The organism is Thiomicrolovo immobilis (assembly GCF_039645955.1).
GTDB classification, from domain to species: Bacteria; Campylobacterota; Campylobacteria; order Campylobacterales; family Sulfurimonadaceae; genus Thiomicrolovo; species Thiomicrolovo diazotrophicus.
This window is the reverse complement of the sequence record NZ_CP147916.1, coordinates 2,330,759-2,346,346: the sequence shown is the minus strand read 5'-3', so window position 1 is coordinate 2,346,346 and position 15,588 is coordinate 2,330,759. Positions and strand designations below refer to the sequence as shown.

20 protein-coding genes and 1 tRNA gene are annotated in these 15,588 nt (G+C 56.9%); 16 read left to right on the top strand and 5 right to left on the bottom strand.

Features of this window, described 5'->3' with window-relative positions:
* The 13 genes from rplE to WCX72_RS12055 all read left to right on the top strand — a co-directional run bounded on the left by rplE (position 1) and on the right by WCX72_RS12055 (position 7,540).
* Positions 1-546, top strand: a complete 546-nt coding sequence (gene rplE, locus WCX72_RS12115; protein ID WP_345969993.1) for a 50S ribosomal protein L5 — start codon at positions 1-3, stop codon at positions 544-546.
* Positions 546-731, top strand: a complete 186-nt coding sequence (locus tag WCX72_RS12110) for a type Z 30S ribosomal protein S14 (RefSeq protein ID WP_231019342.1) — start codon at positions 546-548, stop codon at positions 729-731. Before rplE ends, WCX72_RS12110 begins: the two co-directional genes overlap by 1 nt.
* A gap of 36 nt (positions 732-767) precedes the next feature.
* Positions 768-1,163 carry a 30S ribosomal protein S8 gene (gene rpsH / locus WCX72_RS12105; protein WP_231019341.1) on the top strand — a complete coding sequence of 132 codons (396 nt, stop codon included), beginning with the start codon at positions 768-770 and terminating at the stop codon, positions 1,161-1,163.
* Positions 1,164-1,174: 11 nt separating this feature from the next.
* A complete protein-coding gene (gene rplF / locus WCX72_RS12100) occupies positions 1,175-1,711 on the top strand; it encodes a 50S ribosomal protein L6 (RefSeq protein WP_345969991.1) in 537 nt (178 codons plus the stop codon).
* A gap of 11 nt (positions 1,712-1,722) precedes the next feature.
* A complete protein-coding gene (rplR, locus tag WCX72_RS12095; protein WP_231019339.1) occupies positions 1,723-2,079 on the top strand; it encodes a 50S ribosomal protein L18 in 357 nt (118 codons plus the stop codon).
* A gap of 10 nt (positions 2,080-2,089) precedes the next feature.
* Positions 2,090-2,533, top strand: a complete 444-nt coding sequence (rpsE, locus tag WCX72_RS12090; RefSeq protein ID WP_231019338.1) for a 30S ribosomal protein S5 — start codon at positions 2,090-2,092, stop codon at positions 2,531-2,533.
* Positions 2,534-2,537: 4 nt separating this feature from the next.
* Positions 2,538-2,936 (top strand): 50S ribosomal protein L15, encoded by a 399-nt coding sequence (rplO, locus tag WCX72_RS12085; protein WP_345969990.1) that lies wholly within the window; start codon positions 2,538-2,540, stop codon positions 2,934-2,936.
* A complete protein-coding gene (gene secY, locus WCX72_RS12080; RefSeq protein ID WP_231019336.1) occupies positions 2,936-4,198 on the top strand; it encodes a preprotein translocase subunit SecY in 1,263 nt (420 codons plus the stop codon). The genes rplO and secY overlap by 1 nt, the downstream gene beginning before the upstream one ends.
* 5 nt (positions 4,199-4,203) lie before the next feature.
* Positions 4,204-4,971, top strand: a complete 768-nt coding sequence (gene map, locus WCX72_RS12075) for a type I methionyl aminopeptidase (RefSeq protein ID WP_231019335.1) — start codon at positions 4,204-4,206, stop codon at positions 4,969-4,971.
* A complete protein-coding gene (gene infA, locus WCX72_RS12070) occupies positions 4,972-5,190 on the top strand; it encodes a translation initiation factor IF-1 (protein ID WP_231019334.1) in 219 nt (72 codons plus the stop codon).
* A gap of 89 nt (positions 5,191-5,279) precedes the next feature.
* Positions 5,280-5,356 (top strand) — tRNA-Pro (locus WCX72_RS12065).
* Between the two features lie 78 nt (positions 5,357-5,434).
* A complete protein-coding gene (locus tag WCX72_RS12060) occupies positions 5,435-6,154 on the top strand; it encodes a 2OG-Fe(II) oxygenase (protein ID WP_345969989.1) in 720 nt (239 codons plus the stop codon).
* Between the two features lie 117 nt (positions 6,155-6,271).
* Complete coding sequence (locus tag WCX72_RS12055; RefSeq protein ID WP_345969988.1) at positions 6,272-7,540, top strand: diguanylate cyclase; 1,269 nt, start codon at positions 6,272-6,274, stop codon at positions 7,538-7,540.
* Between the two features lie 5 nt (positions 7,541-7,545).
* Here WCX72_RS12055 and WCX72_RS12050 read toward each other — a convergent pair whose 3' ends face one another.
* The 4 genes from WCX72_RS12050 to WCX72_RS12035 form a co-directional block, all read right to left on the bottom strand.
* Positions 7,546-8,826: a MipA/OmpV family protein gene (locus tag WCX72_RS12050; protein WP_345969987.1), complete on the bottom strand. Its 1,281-nt coding sequence runs from the start codon at positions 8,824-8,826 to the stop codon at positions 7,546-7,548.
* A 54-nt stretch (positions 8,827-8,880) separates the two neighbouring features.
* A complete protein-coding gene (gene amrS / locus WCX72_RS12045) occupies positions 8,881-9,906 on the bottom strand; it encodes an AmmeMemoRadiSam system radical SAM enzyme (protein WP_345969985.1) in 1,026 nt (341 codons plus the stop codon).
* A 100-nt stretch (positions 9,907-10,006) separates the two neighbouring features.
* Entirely contained in the window at positions 10,007-10,204 is a 198-nt protein-coding gene (locus WCX72_RS12040; protein ID WP_345969984.1) for a hypothetical protein, read from the bottom strand.
* Between the two features lie 4 nt (positions 10,205-10,208).
* Positions 10,209-11,063 (bottom strand): S1-like domain-containing RNA-binding protein, encoded by an 855-nt coding sequence (locus WCX72_RS12035; RefSeq protein ID WP_345969983.1) that lies wholly within the window; start codon positions 11,061-11,063, stop codon positions 10,209-10,211.
* 56 nt (positions 11,064-11,119) lie between these two features.
* Between WCX72_RS12035 and WCX72_RS12030 the strand changes: the two genes are divergently transcribed.
* Genes WCX72_RS12030 through WCX72_RS12020 form a run of 3 tightly spaced genes read left to right on the top strand, consistent with a single transcriptional unit; the run spans position 11,120 to position 14,593 of the window.
* Positions 11,120-12,130, top strand: a complete 1,011-nt coding sequence (locus tag WCX72_RS12030) for a hypothetical protein (protein ID WP_345969982.1) — start codon at positions 11,120-11,122, stop codon at positions 12,128-12,130.
* Between the two features lie 10 nt (positions 12,131-12,140).
* Positions 12,141-12,560 carry a hypothetical protein gene (locus WCX72_RS12025; protein ID WP_345969981.1) on the top strand — a complete coding sequence of 140 codons (420 nt, stop codon included), beginning with the start codon at positions 12,141-12,143 and terminating at the stop codon, positions 12,558-12,560.
* The gene (locus WCX72_RS12020) at positions 12,557-14,593 is read left to right on the top strand and encodes an ATP-binding protein (RefSeq protein ID WP_345969980.1); all 2,037 of its coding nucleotides are present in this window, start codon (positions 12,557-12,559) and stop codon (positions 14,591-14,593) included. The genes WCX72_RS12025 and WCX72_RS12020 overlap by 4 nt, the downstream gene beginning before the upstream one ends.
* A 165-nt stretch (positions 14,594-14,758) precedes the next feature.
* Here WCX72_RS12020 and WCX72_RS12015 read toward each other — a convergent pair whose 3' ends face one another.
* Positions 14,759-15,421 carry a response regulator transcription factor gene (locus WCX72_RS12015; protein WP_345969979.1) on the bottom strand — a complete coding sequence of 221 codons (663 nt, stop codon included), beginning with the start codon at positions 15,419-15,421 and terminating at the stop codon, positions 14,759-14,761.
* Between the last annotated feature and the right edge of the window lie 167 nt (positions 15,422-15,588).

The following is a 15,588-nucleotide window of genomic DNA, read 5'->3' as shown; positions in this document are numbered from 1 at the left end:
ATGGCACGTTTGAAAGATAAATATGTCGCAATGAAACCGGAACTGCAGAGCAAGCTTGAGATCAAGAACCCGATGCAGATCCCGGCGGTCGAAAAGATTATCATCTCTGTCGGTACCGGCTTCGCGATGAAAGACAACAAACTGATCCAGAACATCCAGGACACGATCAGCCTGATCGCCGGTCAGCATGCGACTGTCGTAGACGCACGCAAATCCGTCGCAGGCTTCAAAGTCCGCGAAGGGATGCCGGTCGGTGTCAAAGTCACCCTGCGCGGTGAGAACATGTACACCTTCCTGGACAAACTGATCGCTGTCGCTCTGCCGCGCGTGAAAGACTTCCGTGGTATTCCGCGCAACGGTTTCGACGGCCGCGGTAACTACAACTTCGGTCTGAACGAGCAGCTGATCTTCCCGGAAGTCAACTATGATTCCATCATGCAGATCCACGGGATGAACATCACTATTGTCACAACAACGCAGAGTGACAAAGAGGCATTTACCCTGCTCGAATCCATGGGTATGCCGTTCGCGAAAGGAAGAGAGTAATGGCTAAGAAGTCCATGATCGCAAAACAGCAGCGCAAACCGAAATTCGCGGTTCGCGCTTACACACGTTGCCAGATCTGCGGTCGCCCGCACTCTGTACTCCGTGACTTCGGTATTTGTCGTGTTTGCTTTAGAAAAATGGCAAATGAGGGATTGATCCCAGGCGTCAGAAAGTCAAGCTGGTAAGCTTGAAACTCCTGACTGTTAGCAAGGAAAAATAAAATGGTAAATGATCTTATTGCAGACTCTTTGACCCGTATCCGGAATGCAGCAATGCGTCGCCTCGACGTGACAACGCTGATGCACTCCAAGTCCGTCGAAGCAGTCGTTGGTATTCTCGCAGAGAAGGGTTACATTGATAGCTTCAACGTTGTCGAAGACGGCAACAAGAAGAGCATCAACGTTGTGTTGAAGTATGATGAAGCGGGTAAAACCGTCATCAACGAGATGAAGCGCGTTTCCAAACCGGGACGCCGCGTGTACAAGGGCCGTGACGACATCAAGCGTTTCAAAAACGGCTACGGTACGATCATCGTCAGTACTTCCAAAGGTGTCATCCCGAACGATAAAGCTTACGAGCTTGGCGTCGGCGGTGAAGTACTTTGTACAGTTTGGTAAGGAGATAACGCATGTCACGTATTGGTAAAGCTCCGGTCGCATTCCCGGCCGATGTGAACGTAACGGCTGACGGTGAAGTTATCACTTTCAAAAAAGGCAACAACACGCGCACCCTCGACACGAAAGGCAACGTTGACTTCACGATCGAAGACAACACCCTGACGTTTGCATCCAAATCCGATGCACGCGAGCACCGCGCATTCTGGGGAACCTACCGTGCCCTCGCAGCGAACATCGTCAAGGGCCTCACTGAAGGTTTCGAACGTAAGCTCGAAATCAACGGTGTCGGTTACCGTGCCGCGGTCCAGGGCAAAGTCCTGAACCTGCAGCTCGGCTTCTCCCACGACATCAACTACGACATCCCTGCGGGTGTTGATGTTTCTGTCGACAAGAACGTTATCACACTCAAGGGTGTTGACAACCAGCAACTCGGCCAGATGGCTGCCGAGATCCGCGCTTTCCGGCCGCCGGAGCCTTACAAAGGCAAAGGTGTCAAATATGTTGAAGAGCATATTGTCCGCAAAGCCGGTAAAACAGCCAAGAAATAAGGGGTGAGCAGATGAATGCAAAAGTATTGAAAGCAAAAGTTTCAAAACGTGTTCAGCGCAAGCGCCGCATCCGTGCAAACATCAACGGTACGGCAGCGAAGCCGCGCGTCAGCATCTTCCGCTCTAACCGCTACCTCAGCGTCCAGGCAATCGACGACGCGAGCGCGGTGACACTGGCAGCTTCCAACACGAAGCCGCTGGGTGCGAAAGCGAACAAAGAGGGTGCGGCAGCACTGGCAGCGGATTTCGCAGGCAAGCTCAAAGCAGCCGGCGTCAGCGAGATCTTCTTTGACCGTAACGGTTACGTCTACCACGGCGTCGTTGCGGCATTTGCCGATGCTCTTCGCGCGAATGAAATTAAGTTTTAAGGACTGATCGATGAAAACTGTCAACAGAGAAGAATTCGAAGAATCGATCGTACACATCGGTCGGGTCACAAAAGTTGTCAAAGGTGGTCGTCGTTTCCGTTTCACCGCGCTGGTCGTCGTCGGTAACAAGAACGGCATCGTCGGCTTCGGTTACGGCAAAGCCAAAGAGGTTCCTGACGCAATCCGCAAAGCGGTAGACGAAGCGTTCAAAAACTTGACGGATGTTAAGATTAAAGGGACTACAATTGCGCACGATATCGAGCACAAGTTCAACGCAAGCCGCATCCTGATGAAACCGGCATCCGAAGGTACCGGTGTTATCGCCGGTGGTGCGATGCGTCCGGTTCTCGAACTCGCGGGTATCCAGGACATCCTGACGAAATCCATCGGTTCGAACAATCCGAATTCGGTTGTCCGCGCGACGATCGAAGCGCTTGCGCGTATGAAAGGATAAGCATATGGCACTCGAAAACTTGACACCTGCAGCGGGCTCCACAAGCAATACAAAGCGTCTGGGCCGCGGTCAGGGTAGCGGTAACGGTAAAACCGCAGGTAAAGGTAACAAAGGTCAGAAGGCACGTTCAGGTTACAATGCAAAGCGTAACTTCGAGGGTGGTCAGCAGCCGCTGGCACGCCGTCTGCCGAAGATCGGGTTCACGTCACGTGTTGTTAAACCGTACGTTATCAACGTCGACCGCATGAAAGCGGTTGCGGCACTCGACGAGATCACAGTCGAAGCGATCCGCGGTGTTCACAAGATGAGCAAGGCCGTGACTAAGGTCAAACTGGTCGGCGCATCTGCGAAAGACCTTGCTTCCAAGATCAAAGACGAAAACGTTACAACAACCGGCAAGTAATGAACCAGCAGCTCATCAACAAGATCCTCATTACGATCGGGTTTCTGTTCCTCTACCGGCTACTGGCCTACGTGCCGGTGCCGGGCGTAGACACTGCCGTCATCGCCTCTTTCTTCGATTCACACTCCTCCGATGCTCTCGGCCTGTTTAACATGTTCAGCGGAAACGCCGTCGAACGTCTCTCCATCATTTCACTCGGTATCATGCCTTACATTACCGCGTCGATCATTATGGAACTGCTTGCAGCGACCTTCCCGAACCTTGGACAGATGAAAAAAGAGCGCGACGGCATGGTCAAATATATGCAGATCATCCGCTACTCCACGATTGCCATCACCCTTGTGCAGGCGGTCGGGGTCAGCATCGGTCTGCAGAGCATGACGGGCAAAGACGGCAGCAGCGCAATCCTGATGGACCACGGCACTTTTGTCATGGTCGCGGCGATCTCCATGCTCGCCGGTACAATGCTGTTGATGTGGATCGGTGAGCAGATTACGCAAAGCGGCGTCGGCAACGGTATCTCTTTGATCATCTTCGCCGGGATCGTTTCTGCGATCCCGTCTGCGATCGGTCAGACGGTCACGATGCTTAATACGGGTGCGATCAGCTTCATCACGGTCATTGCGATCCTGCTGCTGATCCTCGTCACCGTCGGTATCATCATCTACGTGGAACTCGGCGAACGCCGCATCCCCGTGACGTATGCCAAGAAAACGATGATGGCGAACCAGAACAAGCGCGTGATGAACTACATCCCGATCAAGGTCAACCTGTCGGGCGTCATCCCGGTCATCTTCGCTTCGGCGATCCTGATGTTCCCGATGACAGTGCTCTCCAGCAGTACGAACCCGTATGTTCAGGCGGTTGCGGACCTGCTCAATCCGAGCGGCTACTTCTTCAACTTCCTGACCTTCCTGTTCGTTGTCTTCTTCGCGTATTTCTATGCGTCGATCGTCTTCAACGCGAAGGATATCTCCGATAACCTCAAGCGCCAGGGCGGTTTCATTCCGGGCGTGCGTCCGGGCGAAGCGACGAAGGAGTTCCTGAACGAAACGGCATCCCGCCTGACGTTCACCGGGGCGATCTACCTCGGCCTGGTCGCGACCCTGCCGTGGATCATCGTCAAGGGGATGGGTGTACCGTTCTACTTCGGCGGTACGGCCGTACTTATCGTCGTTCAGGTTGCTCTTGATACGATGCGCAAGATCGAAGCGCAAATCTACATGAGCAAGTACGAAACCCTCAGCGCGGTTGGTCTGTAACTCCCATGGCCATCGCGCTGCGCAAACCTGAAGAAATCGAAAAACTCCGTGCCGCCAACGCTATCGTTGGCGGTACCCTTGACCTTCTCCGTAAAGAGACCCGTCCGGGGCTGAGCCTCAAAGAGCTCGACGCCATGGCTGAGGATTACATCCGCAGCCACGGCGCGCGTCCCTCTTTCAAAGGGCTCTACGGATTTCCCAATGCTGTCTGTACCTCTCTCAATGAAGTTATCATCCACGGCATTCCCAATGATTACCGTCTGCAAGAAGGCGATATCATCGGCTATGACATCGGGACGGAACTCGAAGGCTATTACGGCGATTCGGCCATTACCGTCCCGGTCGGAACGGTGACCGAGCAGGACAATGCGTTGATCGCTTGTGCCAAAGATTCGCTCTACTATGCCATCGATATCATTGAAGAGGGGATGCGGTTCAAAGAGCTCTCCATGGCGATTGAGCAGTTCATTCTCGAACGTGGCTTTGTGCCGCTGCGCGGGTTCTGCGGCCACGGCATCGGCAAGCGTCCCCATGAGGAACCGGAGATCCCGAACTACCTGGAGGGTTCCAACCCCAAGGCGGGTCCGAAGATCAAGAACGGCATGGTGTTCTGCATCGAGCCGATGATCTGCCAAAAAGAGGCCAAGGCGGTGATCCTGGAAAACGGCTGGGACGTCGTCAGCAGCGACGGACTGCGCGGATCGCATTACGAACATACGGTTGCTGTCATCGGCGGCAAAGCGGAAATCTTATCATTACCCCAAGGAGCATAAATGGCAAAAGATGATGTCATTGAGGTTGACGGTACAGTAGTTGAAGCGCTGCCGAACGCGACTTTTCGTGTAGAGCTTGAGAACGGCCACGTGATCCTGTGCCACATTGCCGGCAAGATGCGGATGCACTACATCAAGATCCTTCCGGGCGACCGCGTCAAGATCGAACTGACGCCGTACAGCCTGGACAAGGGCCGCATTACGTACCGCTATAAATAATACGTGCTTCCCCCATGGAATTCGTACTGTTTTTCAGTACGGTTCCAGCATGAATTTTTAAACTTTTTGGATATAATTTCCCTCCTCGTCGGGATGTAGCGCAGTCTGGTAGCGCACCAAGCTGGGGGCTTGGGGGTCGCAGGTTCGAGCCCTGTCATCCCGACCATTTTCCACCACACTTTTTTTCAAAATTTAGGTTACTATTTCAGATTCCACTTTCGCCTTTACGGGCACGGAGAACTGCTTGCGGCAAATCAGCAATTTTGTCTACTGCGATGACTTCATCGCCGACCTCCGATATGAGACCCGCCTGATGGCCAACCCCTATTACGACTACCCCTATCTTATCATCGAGAACTTTCTCTCCGCCGAAGCCTGTGCCGAGATCGCAGCGTATACTTCCGAAAAGAGCGAAGGAGAGCGGGCACTGGTCAAGCACAGCCAACTCGGCGTGATTGTGCCGGAATTGGAAGAGGATATTCGGAAGACGGCGATCCATCAGCTGCCCGAAGCCTTGCTTGAAGGGTACAACCTCAGTTTCGCCTATCACCAGAAACAGATTGAAGATTATTTTAAAGTGGCCCTGACGACTGCTACGGAGGTGCAGGCCCTGGAGTACACGAATGGAGGCTTCTATATCAAGCATGCCGATGATTCGAACGAACTCGTCAACAGCGAGGGGGAGACGGTCGGGTTTACACAGGTCGCCCCGGCGCGTAAGATCACAACAGTGCTCTTCGCGACGACACATCGGGATGAAGAGGGGGAGGGGATGCACTTCTCCGGAGGAGAGCTGCGCTTTAATTACCTCAGTGGCGCCGACGGGGTGCCGGTGTGTATACGCCCCAAAGCCGGGGATATGGTCATCTTCCCGAGCAACCCGGTCTACAGTCATGAAGTCCTGCCCGTCACCGGCGGATACCGGCTGACCCTCGTGCAGTGGCACGATGCCATCATCAGCTGAAGGAATTGAGCTAGGAGCAGGAGACAGAAAGCGCGAAATAAAATGGTGTATAATGACTCTATGATGTAATAATTTCTCACAGTTCAATGAAATAAAACATTGGTTGAAGGAGAGGTGATGATTAAATCGAATATCACCCTTTTCGAAGGGCTGCTGCACCGCGCTTTTGACCGTTTTTATGAAGATCTGATCAAGAATACTTATGTTGAGGAGTTCTTAAAATGGGTGGATCTTGACCATCTCAAGCAGGCCCAGCTCGCCAGTTTTCTCGCTGCCGTCTATGATGAGGACGCGGCTTTTTTTGCGCGCTTCAAGCAGCTGGGGCTCTTTCATTTCAAGATGGGGCTTCCCTACGTCGAGTACAGGGGGGCTTTCGATACGCTCTATACCTTTTTGATCGATGAGCTGGAGGGGGTGAGCGATATCAAGGGATTGCCGGATGCGATTGAACTTTACGTTCGTAAGGCGATCAATGCCAGTGCCGCCGGGTACCTGGAGCCGAGCCTCGACAACGACCAGAAGACGCTCGAACGGCAGATCAAGCAACAGATCGGCATCCCGGCCGTCATAGAGCACCTGGAGTGGATCCTTGAGGTGATCAAGGATATCCGGGTGATGAACCCCGATGCGCGGATAGAGTTCGACGAACACCTCTGCATGTGCGGCAGCTGGCTGCACAGCGAGGAGCTTGTCAAGTTCATCCCGGACCCCATGGTGCGCAAGGATATGCTCGACACGCACCACGAAATCCACCTGATCACCAAGAACATCTACCGCTCCATTCGCCGAGAGGACTACCACAAGATCTTCATTGACTACATCATGCTGGTCCGCCAGTCGATGTATCTCTACAACGAACTCAATATCAACGTGACCCAGCAGACGCTGATCGACGACGTCTCCAAGGACGCACTGACGGGTCTGCTGAACCGCCGGGACCTGATGGAGATCCTCAGTAGCGAAATCCGTCTGCACAGCCTGATCGGCACGCTTTTTTGCGTCGTGATGTTTGACCTTGACCACTTCAAATCAGTCAACGATACCTGCGGTCACCAGGACGGCGACACCGTCATCATCGGGATGGCGGAAACACTCTCAAAACATCTGCGCAAAACGGATCATATCTTCCGTTACGGCGGCGAGGAGTTTCTGGCAATCCTGCCGGGGACGACGGCGGAAGAGGCGTTCGGCATCTGCGAGAAAATCCGTACCTGTTTTGAAAACCGGACGTGGGAAGGGTGCATCATCAGTACCCCGGTTACTGTCAGTATCGGCATCGCCGAATATAGTGAACGGCTGCGCGACAACCCCCGCCATCTTGTTTTCGAGGCGGACATGAACCTCTACCGCGCCAAACAGCTCGGCCGAAACCGGACGGTGATGTAGCGCCGCTATTCGCCGAAATGCAGCTGCAGGTAAAAGGTGTTGTAGTTGCTGCCCCCTTTGATCTGGCCGTATTGATGGGCGGCTTCGAAGACGCCGGAGCGGTGGTGCAGGGCGTAGCCGAACCAGAGGGCTTTCCATCCGCTTCTGAAGAGACGGCACAGCTCGACATCGAAAGAGAAGTCGAGGTACTGCAGCAGATGCGAGGTGTGGTCGTACCCGTCCTTGGCATTGATGGAGCGTTCGATATAGGTTGTGCGGGTGATGTAGGAGAGTCCCGTCCCGAACCCGAACCGGAGCCACCAGGGCGGCGGCCGGTAGTAGAACTTGAAAGCGCCGACGTACTCCTGGGCGGGAGGCTGCAGGTCGTTGGCGAAATGGTGGACGAAACCCGGTGCGAAGTAGGTGCGGATCGGCGCACCGAAGAGGGTCTGTGCTAAGGGGAAGCCATAAAAGAGGGAGAGCAGGTAGAGCCCGTGTTTATCCCGGACCCCTTCGCCCAGAAGGTTTTCACTGAAAGAGGAAGGCGTCGCTTCGCCGAAGGCGATCCGAAGGTAGCCTTTGGGGTCGAATCCGTGCACTGTTTGTCCCCTGTTTTGAAAGATCCCCGCCCCGAGGTAGAGTTCGCTCTGCCATGCGGAATCGGTCGTGGGGGCTTTGGCCGCTTCGTCGCCCAGGTAGCGCAGCTTCGCGTTGGCGATCAGGGCGATGTCATCGGTCAGGTACAGGCACGTGTTTACGCCTGCTTCGGCCTCGGCGTCCGCGCCGACACGGACGCGGTTCTGCCCGTCGTAGTAGCTGTTGTACTCCGCACTTTTGATCCCTGCTGCGGCGTAGGGGCGCCACGACCATGCCCCCCGTTCCAGTTCGGTGCCGACACGCAGTTTTGCATGGACCCGCCGCGCCGGGTCGCTGAGCAGCAGCAGGTCGGTGTGCCACTTTCCTATACGGTAACGCGCCATTACGCCGAGGTCGGCGGTATCGTCGCTGAAGTAGTCTGAGTCATGTCGCGGCATATCGACAAAGTGCATGGCACCGTAGGCGGCGACGCTCCAGCGGTCGTTGCCGCAGAGGGGGATGCCCGCTTCGGTGCCGTCTAAAAAAAAGTAAGGCGTCTCGAGGTAGAGCAGCAGCACATAGCTGTTCAGCAGGGGGTCGCTTTGCGTCGTGGCGTAGGGAACGGAGGCGCTACGCAGTGTCGAGGCCATGCCCCACGATGCGCCGGCACGCTCCTCGGCTCCACGGGCATAGAACAGCAGCACCAGCAACAGTATCGCCACCCGTTTCATGGGCGCGATTGTAGTGCCCTCCCATTGCAGGGGCGTTACGGGGAGGTTACTGCTTTAGGCCCATACTCCCGGGATATGCGTTCCGCACTGCGGGCAGTCGCCCTCTTCGGTGAGGTGATTCTGTACGTACTGGCCGATATGGCCGCTGCGGTTGATGACCTTGAATCCGCAGTTGGGGCAGTAGGTCGATTCGCGGTCCTCGTCGTCGTAGTTGCCGATGTAAACGAAGTTGAGCCCCTCCTCCTTGCCGATCTCGTAGGCGCGGATCAGGGTGGTTGGCGGGGTCGGCGGGGTGTCGAGCATCTTGTACATGGGGTAAAAGCCGCTGACGTGCCAGGGGATGTTCACGTCGAGGTCGGCGACAAAACGCGCGATCTTTCTTATCTCCTCGTCGCTGTCGTTCTTCCCGGGAATCAGCAATGTCGTTACTTCGATCCAGATCCCCTTGTCGTGGGCGTATTTGACCGTATCGAGCACGGGCTTGAGTTTGGCGCCGCAGATGTCCTCGTAGAACGCTTCCGTGTACCCCTTGATATCGATATTCATCCCGTCGAGGTAGGGCAGCAGGGTGTCAATCGCCTTGTGGGTTTCGAAGCCGCTGGTGACGTAGATGTTCTTCAATCCCGCCTCGTGGGCGAGTTTGGCCGTATCGTAGGTATATTCGAAAAAGACGACCGGTTCGTTGTAGGTGTAGGCGATGGAGTCGCAGCCGTACTCTTTGGCCAGGGCAACGATCTGTTCGGGGCCGAGCGGCTGTCCCGCGATCTTATGGTCGTGCTCCTTGGGGTACTGGGAGATGTCCGCGTTCTGGCAGAATTTGCACGCAAAGTTGCAGCCGACCGTTCCGAAGGAGAAGGCCTTGGTGTCGGGCAGGAAGTGGAACATCGGTTTTTTTTCGACGGGGTCGACGTTCACGGCGGCGGCCAGGCCGTAGGTGAGCAACTGTAGCTGCCCCCCTTCGACTTTGCGGATACCGCAGACGCCGTACTCGCCTTCTGAAAGTTTGCAGTGCTGGTGGCACGCCTCGCAGAGGATGCGGCCGTCATCGAGTTTTTTGGATAACCATGCAGGGGCTGACATACGCTCTCCTTTCATCTGTAATCGGTAGAAAACGGATCGCCTGAATAGGAACTGCTTATATTCCATTATACACTGTTTATGAAAAGGGGCGTTTGGTTCGTTAGAGGGGGCGGATCTTTTTCTTGACGCTTTTCGGGAGATGGGCGAAGGGGAGGGTACGCTCTTTGCCGCTTTCTTGTGCACGCACGACGACGTTCATGCTGTTGGGGTCGAGGCGCAGCAGCTGCCAAAGCTCCTGTTCATGTTCGAAAACGATCTTCAGATCGGCATAGGATTCGGCCGGTTTCTTCTTCGCCATCGCGCTATTTGCGGTAGATCCCGGTCTCTTTGACCTCGATATCGCCGCTCTCCTGCAGCTGGACGAGCGCTCTCTTGAACGCCTTTTTGCTCAGGCCGAAGGTTTTGGTGATGAGGTCAGCATCGCTTTTGGAGTTGTACGGCAGCATGCCGCCTGCCGCGTCGAGGGGGCCGAGGACCTTCGCCTGGTCGCTGCCGGCGCGGGCCGTTTTCCCGACGGGCTGCAGGCTGACGTCAAAATTGCCGTCGGCACGGACCTGTTTCACATAGCCGGTCCGGCTGTCGCCGACCGCGACCGGTTCGAAGATCTCGTTATCGAAGGCGAGCCCCTCGTAGGCATCGTCGACGATCACTTTGAAGCCCAGGGGCGATTTGGCGATAAAGAGCAGCTTCACCTCTTTGTTCGGGTGGTAGCCCCTCGGCGAATGCGAGAGGTACTTGCTGATGCGCTCCACTCCGACGAGGCGGTCGGACTCTTCATCCTTGACAACCCGCAAAAAACGTTTTTCACCGACTTTGAAGGGGGTCTTCTGACGGTTTTTCGGTACCAGCAGGTCCTTGGGCAGTCCCCAGTCGACGAAGGCGCCGAATTTGGCGACGTCGACGACGGTGAAAAAGCCGAATTCGTCACGCATCGCCGTCGGCCGATCGGTGGTTGCGACGGGACGGTCTTCGGAGTCAGTATAGACAAAGACCTCCAGGAGGTCGTCGATCGCCATGGCATCGGTCACGTACTGGTTGGGTAGCAGGACGTCGCTGCCGTCCTTCGCCATCAGGTAGGCGCCGGGCACGGCAAAGCGGTCGATCCGGAGGGTGTTGACGCGACCGAAGTCAAGGGTGGGGGTAAGGGTACTATTCATACCGACATTATAGCCCAAAGCCTCCGCCGTTATGAGGAGTCATTGTATAATGGGGCATGATGAAGATGATGGGACGGGTTTGGACCGCGGGGCTCCTGGCACTATTGACACTGACGGGGGCGGCAGCGGACGAATACCGTCTCGGCGAAGGGGTGCAGGTCGGCAAAACGCCGCTCTACCTCGGCGGCTACTTCTCCCTGGCCTACTGGAACAACTTCAAAGGATCAAGCGAGATCAGTCTCGATGATCTGGCCGTCATGTTGTACGGTACAAAGGGAGCGTGGAGCGGTCTGGCGGAGATTGAGTGGGGCGATCTGTACCGGAGGCGCTACGGGTACGATGCCCAGACCGATATCGACGGCACCCCCCATACGGAGCGCGTCTACCTCCAGTATGAACCTTCCGAACGGCTGCAGGTGACGGTCGGAAAGTTCAATACGCCGGTCGGCTACTGGAACCGGATGCCGGTCAATGTTCTGCGCGATACGACCTCCAGTCCCAGCATCACGGAGAAGATCTTTCCCCGCTTTACTACGGGCATTGATGCCAAGATCACGGCGGGGTCCGTCAGCGTCAATGTCCTGATGCAGATCACGAAAGACCTGGATGCGGCGTTTAACGGTGACAATCTCTATAACAACTTCGATATCGAGCGCCAAAGCGGGATCGGTGTCATCGGCGAACGGGGGGCCTGGTCGTACGGGGTGAATGCCGGACGCTACGAGGAGCGGGTCGAAGAGGAGGCGTGGGGCTACCTCTATGTATCGGGCCAGTACCGTACGCCGCTGACCAGGATCATAGCCGAAGCCGGTTACCGGCGGAATGATGACAACACGCGCAGCAATGCGGGGGGGTATCTCCAGGGAACCCGGCAGATCCGTGATCACCATTACGCGGTACTGCGTCTGGAGTACACAACGGACTATGTGGCCAACTCCGATGACACGGTGACCGTCGTAGGATATACCTATCGTCCGCTTTTCCCCGTGGCGCTCAAAGGCGAGTACCAGTTTCATACCCGGGAGAACGAGGACGTGATGATTGTGTCGTTCTCGATGCTCTTCTAGGATGCGTACGATGGTGAAACCGGTACTGATTCTGCTCCTCTCCCTGGCGCTAAACGCCGAGGAGTGGGCCCTCATCATCCGTGCCGACTCCCCCCTAAGTGCGTTGAGCACGGCACAGATACGCGATGTCTACCTCGGCAAAATTCGTTATGTCAGAGACGTGAGGCTCTTCCCGCTGCAGCTGGGGGCGGAGAATCCGCTGCGCCAGCAGTTCGAACGGGAGACGCTGCAGCTCTCCCGTGCGGCGCTGCGGGAGTGGTGGATCCGGCGCCACTACCTCGGTCAGCGGCCGCCGAAGGTCGTGGGTTCCGCCGAAGCGGTTCTGGCCTACGTGCAGCAGGTGGAGGGTGCTTTGGGCTACATCCCCTACGCCATGGCGGAGGATGCGAATGTCACCGTACTGCATTATGAAGCGGGGACATCGCAGTGATCGGCTGGATCCGGCGGCATATGGCTGCGAAGCTGCTGCTGCTGATCTTTCTGATCGGCGTGGTGCCGTATGCGGCGATCCTCGCCTATACGCTCGTGAGTGAGGAGCGGCTCTATACGGAGCATTTCTATGATGAACATCAGGGGAGAATGGCACAGGTCGTTTCGGATGTCGAGGACCATATCGAGCAGCTCTATCGGGAGCTGCACTTTCTGGCCGGTTCGGTTGTCATGGACGACCTGCTGATCAACGACCTCGACCGCCGGGTGGCATCCCTGCTGGAGCGTTACAAGGGGGTGTATGATCTTGATATCACTCTGTTGGCGCTGGGGCTCAACGGCCGAGTTGTCGCCGCGACGGATGTGGCGCTGACGGGGAAGCCCTACGCCCGGTATCGCGCCTTCGAGCGTGCCGTGGGGCAGAGTGCGCCCGTCCAGGCGGACGACGGACTTCTGCTGCTGGAGGTCCCGGTGCATGCGGCTTTGGGGGCGGAGCGGGTGATCGGTTACCTGGTGATGGAATACAAAACAGCGAACCTGCAGCGTTTTAATCTGGAAGGTGCCCCGGCATCGAGTTTCTTTGTCAATACGGAGACGGGCAGCACCATCGGGGGGACTTTGCCCCCCTTCAGGGTGGAGGGGCTCAAGGGCGTGGTGGAGAAGAAGCGGACGCTTTGGCTCTATCGTTCGCTGGCGCCGCAACTGGCGGGCTGGTCCGTCGTCTACCACCTGGATCGGGCGCTCCAGCGCTCGCTGATCGGCGACCTGAACCGTCTTTTGAGCCTGATGCTGATCTTCGGCGTCGGGGTGATCGCCGCGGCGGCCTTCTGGTTCTCGCGTCGCATCGTCGCCCCGCTCGGGGCGCTGCAGCGCCAGGCGTCGGATATGGTGCGGACCCGCCAGTACAGTCTCCCGGTCGATAGCGGACGCACGGACGAGATCGGGCAACTGGCGCAGGCGTTCAACGCGATGGCGGAGGATATCCGCCGCGCCTTCGAGGCGCTGGAACGGGAGAACGTTTTTCGTCTGCAGCGTCTGACGCAGATGATCGCTCTTTTCCACCGCCTGATGGAGACGGAGGAGGAGAGTGCCTGCCTGAAAACGGCCCTCTCCGAACTGAAAATGCTTGCCCCCGAGTACAATGTACGGTTCGCCCGTGCCGGGGCGGCAAAAGCGATGCCGACGCTCTTCGTGTACGACTTCGAGCATGAAACGCTCAAATACTACGGTTCGCTTATCCTGCCCGAAGGGCTGGCGGAGGAAGAGCAGGCGTTTTTCCGTGCCGTCGCTTCGATGATCGCGGCACGGATCGGGCAGATCCGCGCCTATAACAGGTTGCGCCGCGACTCGGCGGCGAAAACGGCGTTCATCTCCCATCTCTCCCACGACCTGCGCACCCCGCTGCACGCCATCTTGTCCCAGACCCAGTTCCTGGTCGGTTACGGCAAACTGGAAGCGGGCGCGCTTGAACGCATCGGGGGGATTGAGCATGCCGCCCAGCAACTGCTGGGGATGGTAAACGATCTGCTGGACCTGGCGCGGTTGGATGCCGGAAAGTACGAGCCGGAGCTGGAAACCCTCCAGACGACGGAGATTAGCGAGATGTTCGATGAGGTGGGGACGCTGCTCGCCCCCCTGGCGGAGCAAAAAGGGGTGGCACTCCTGCTGCCGGCGTCCGTGCCGGACGCGACCGTGGTCGCCGACCGCCGTTTCCTGCGGCAGATCATTCTCAATCTGCTCTCCAATGCCGTGAAGTTTACCGACAGCGGCAGCGTCACTTGCCGGTTCGATACGACAGAGTCTGTCCTCTGCCTTCGGGTACAGGACACCGGGCGGGGGATGACGGCCGAGACGCTGAAGCATGTCTTTGAACCCTTTGTACAGTCGGAGGAAACGGATCGGGCACGCGGCGGCAGCGGCCTGGGCCTGGCCCTGAGCCGGCGCTATGCCCAGCATATCGGTGCGGAACTGACGCTTTCAAGCGACGGCGTGGGCCGGGGAAGCACGGCGCGTCTCTGTCTGACGACGCTGTAGCGTACGATTTTCGGCTGTTTTCGGGAAACATCACTGTGCGAGGGGTACCCTTGTTTTGCCCGGATACCGCATTGTCAAGGAAACAGCGCGGTTCATCTGCGCATGGGCTCACCGCCGAGGGGAACACAGCGTTAGCGTAGGGAGCCGGGCTCTGCCCGGATGCCGTTATGCTTTAATGGTATAGCCGACGCCGCGGACGGTCTGGATCAGTTCCGGGCGGTCAAGCTTTTTGCGGATATTGCGGATGTGGACATCGATCAGGTTGCTGACCGAGATCCGGTCGAAATCCTTGCTGATGTGTTCGTTGAGCTGGAAGCGCGTCAGGACGATGCCCTGGTGCTGCATCAGCAGCGTCAGCAGATCAAACTCGGCCAGACTGAGTTTGACAGGGGCGCCGGCCACACCCACCTCCCTTGCAATAATATCGACGACAACATCGTCGGCACTCAGCTTGGAGCTTTTAAGCGGCGCGTCCCGGCGCAGCAGGGCGCGGACACGTGCCAGCAGCTCGATGCTCGAGTGGGGTTTGCACAGGTAGTCGTCTGCGCCGGCATTGAGAGCATGCACCCGGTCGTCAACGGTGATGTTGGCCGAAAGGACGAGGACGGGAATGCAGATTTTCTGTGTCCGCCAGCCGTGCAGCAGCGTGATGCCGTCGCCGTCGGGGAGGTTCCAGTCCAGAAGGATAAGGTCGAAGTTCTGTTCCTGCATGGCATGTTTTGCTGCGGCGACGCTGCCGGCGGCAACGGTTTTGTACGCCTCCTGGTGCAGGGTCTCCTCAAGCTGTCGGGCCACAACGGGTTCGTCTTCGACAATCAGGATATCCACTTTGCCTCCTTCTTGGTATTTATCCGTATTATACAAGGGGTTGGTAACCCTTCATCAAATCTTCATACAGATGTTCCATACTGGCAATGGAGAAAAATGTCGGGGGGCTTCCCCCAGTGATGAGAGGAGATGAAGATGAAAACGCAACTTTGGCGGAAGACAGCGAG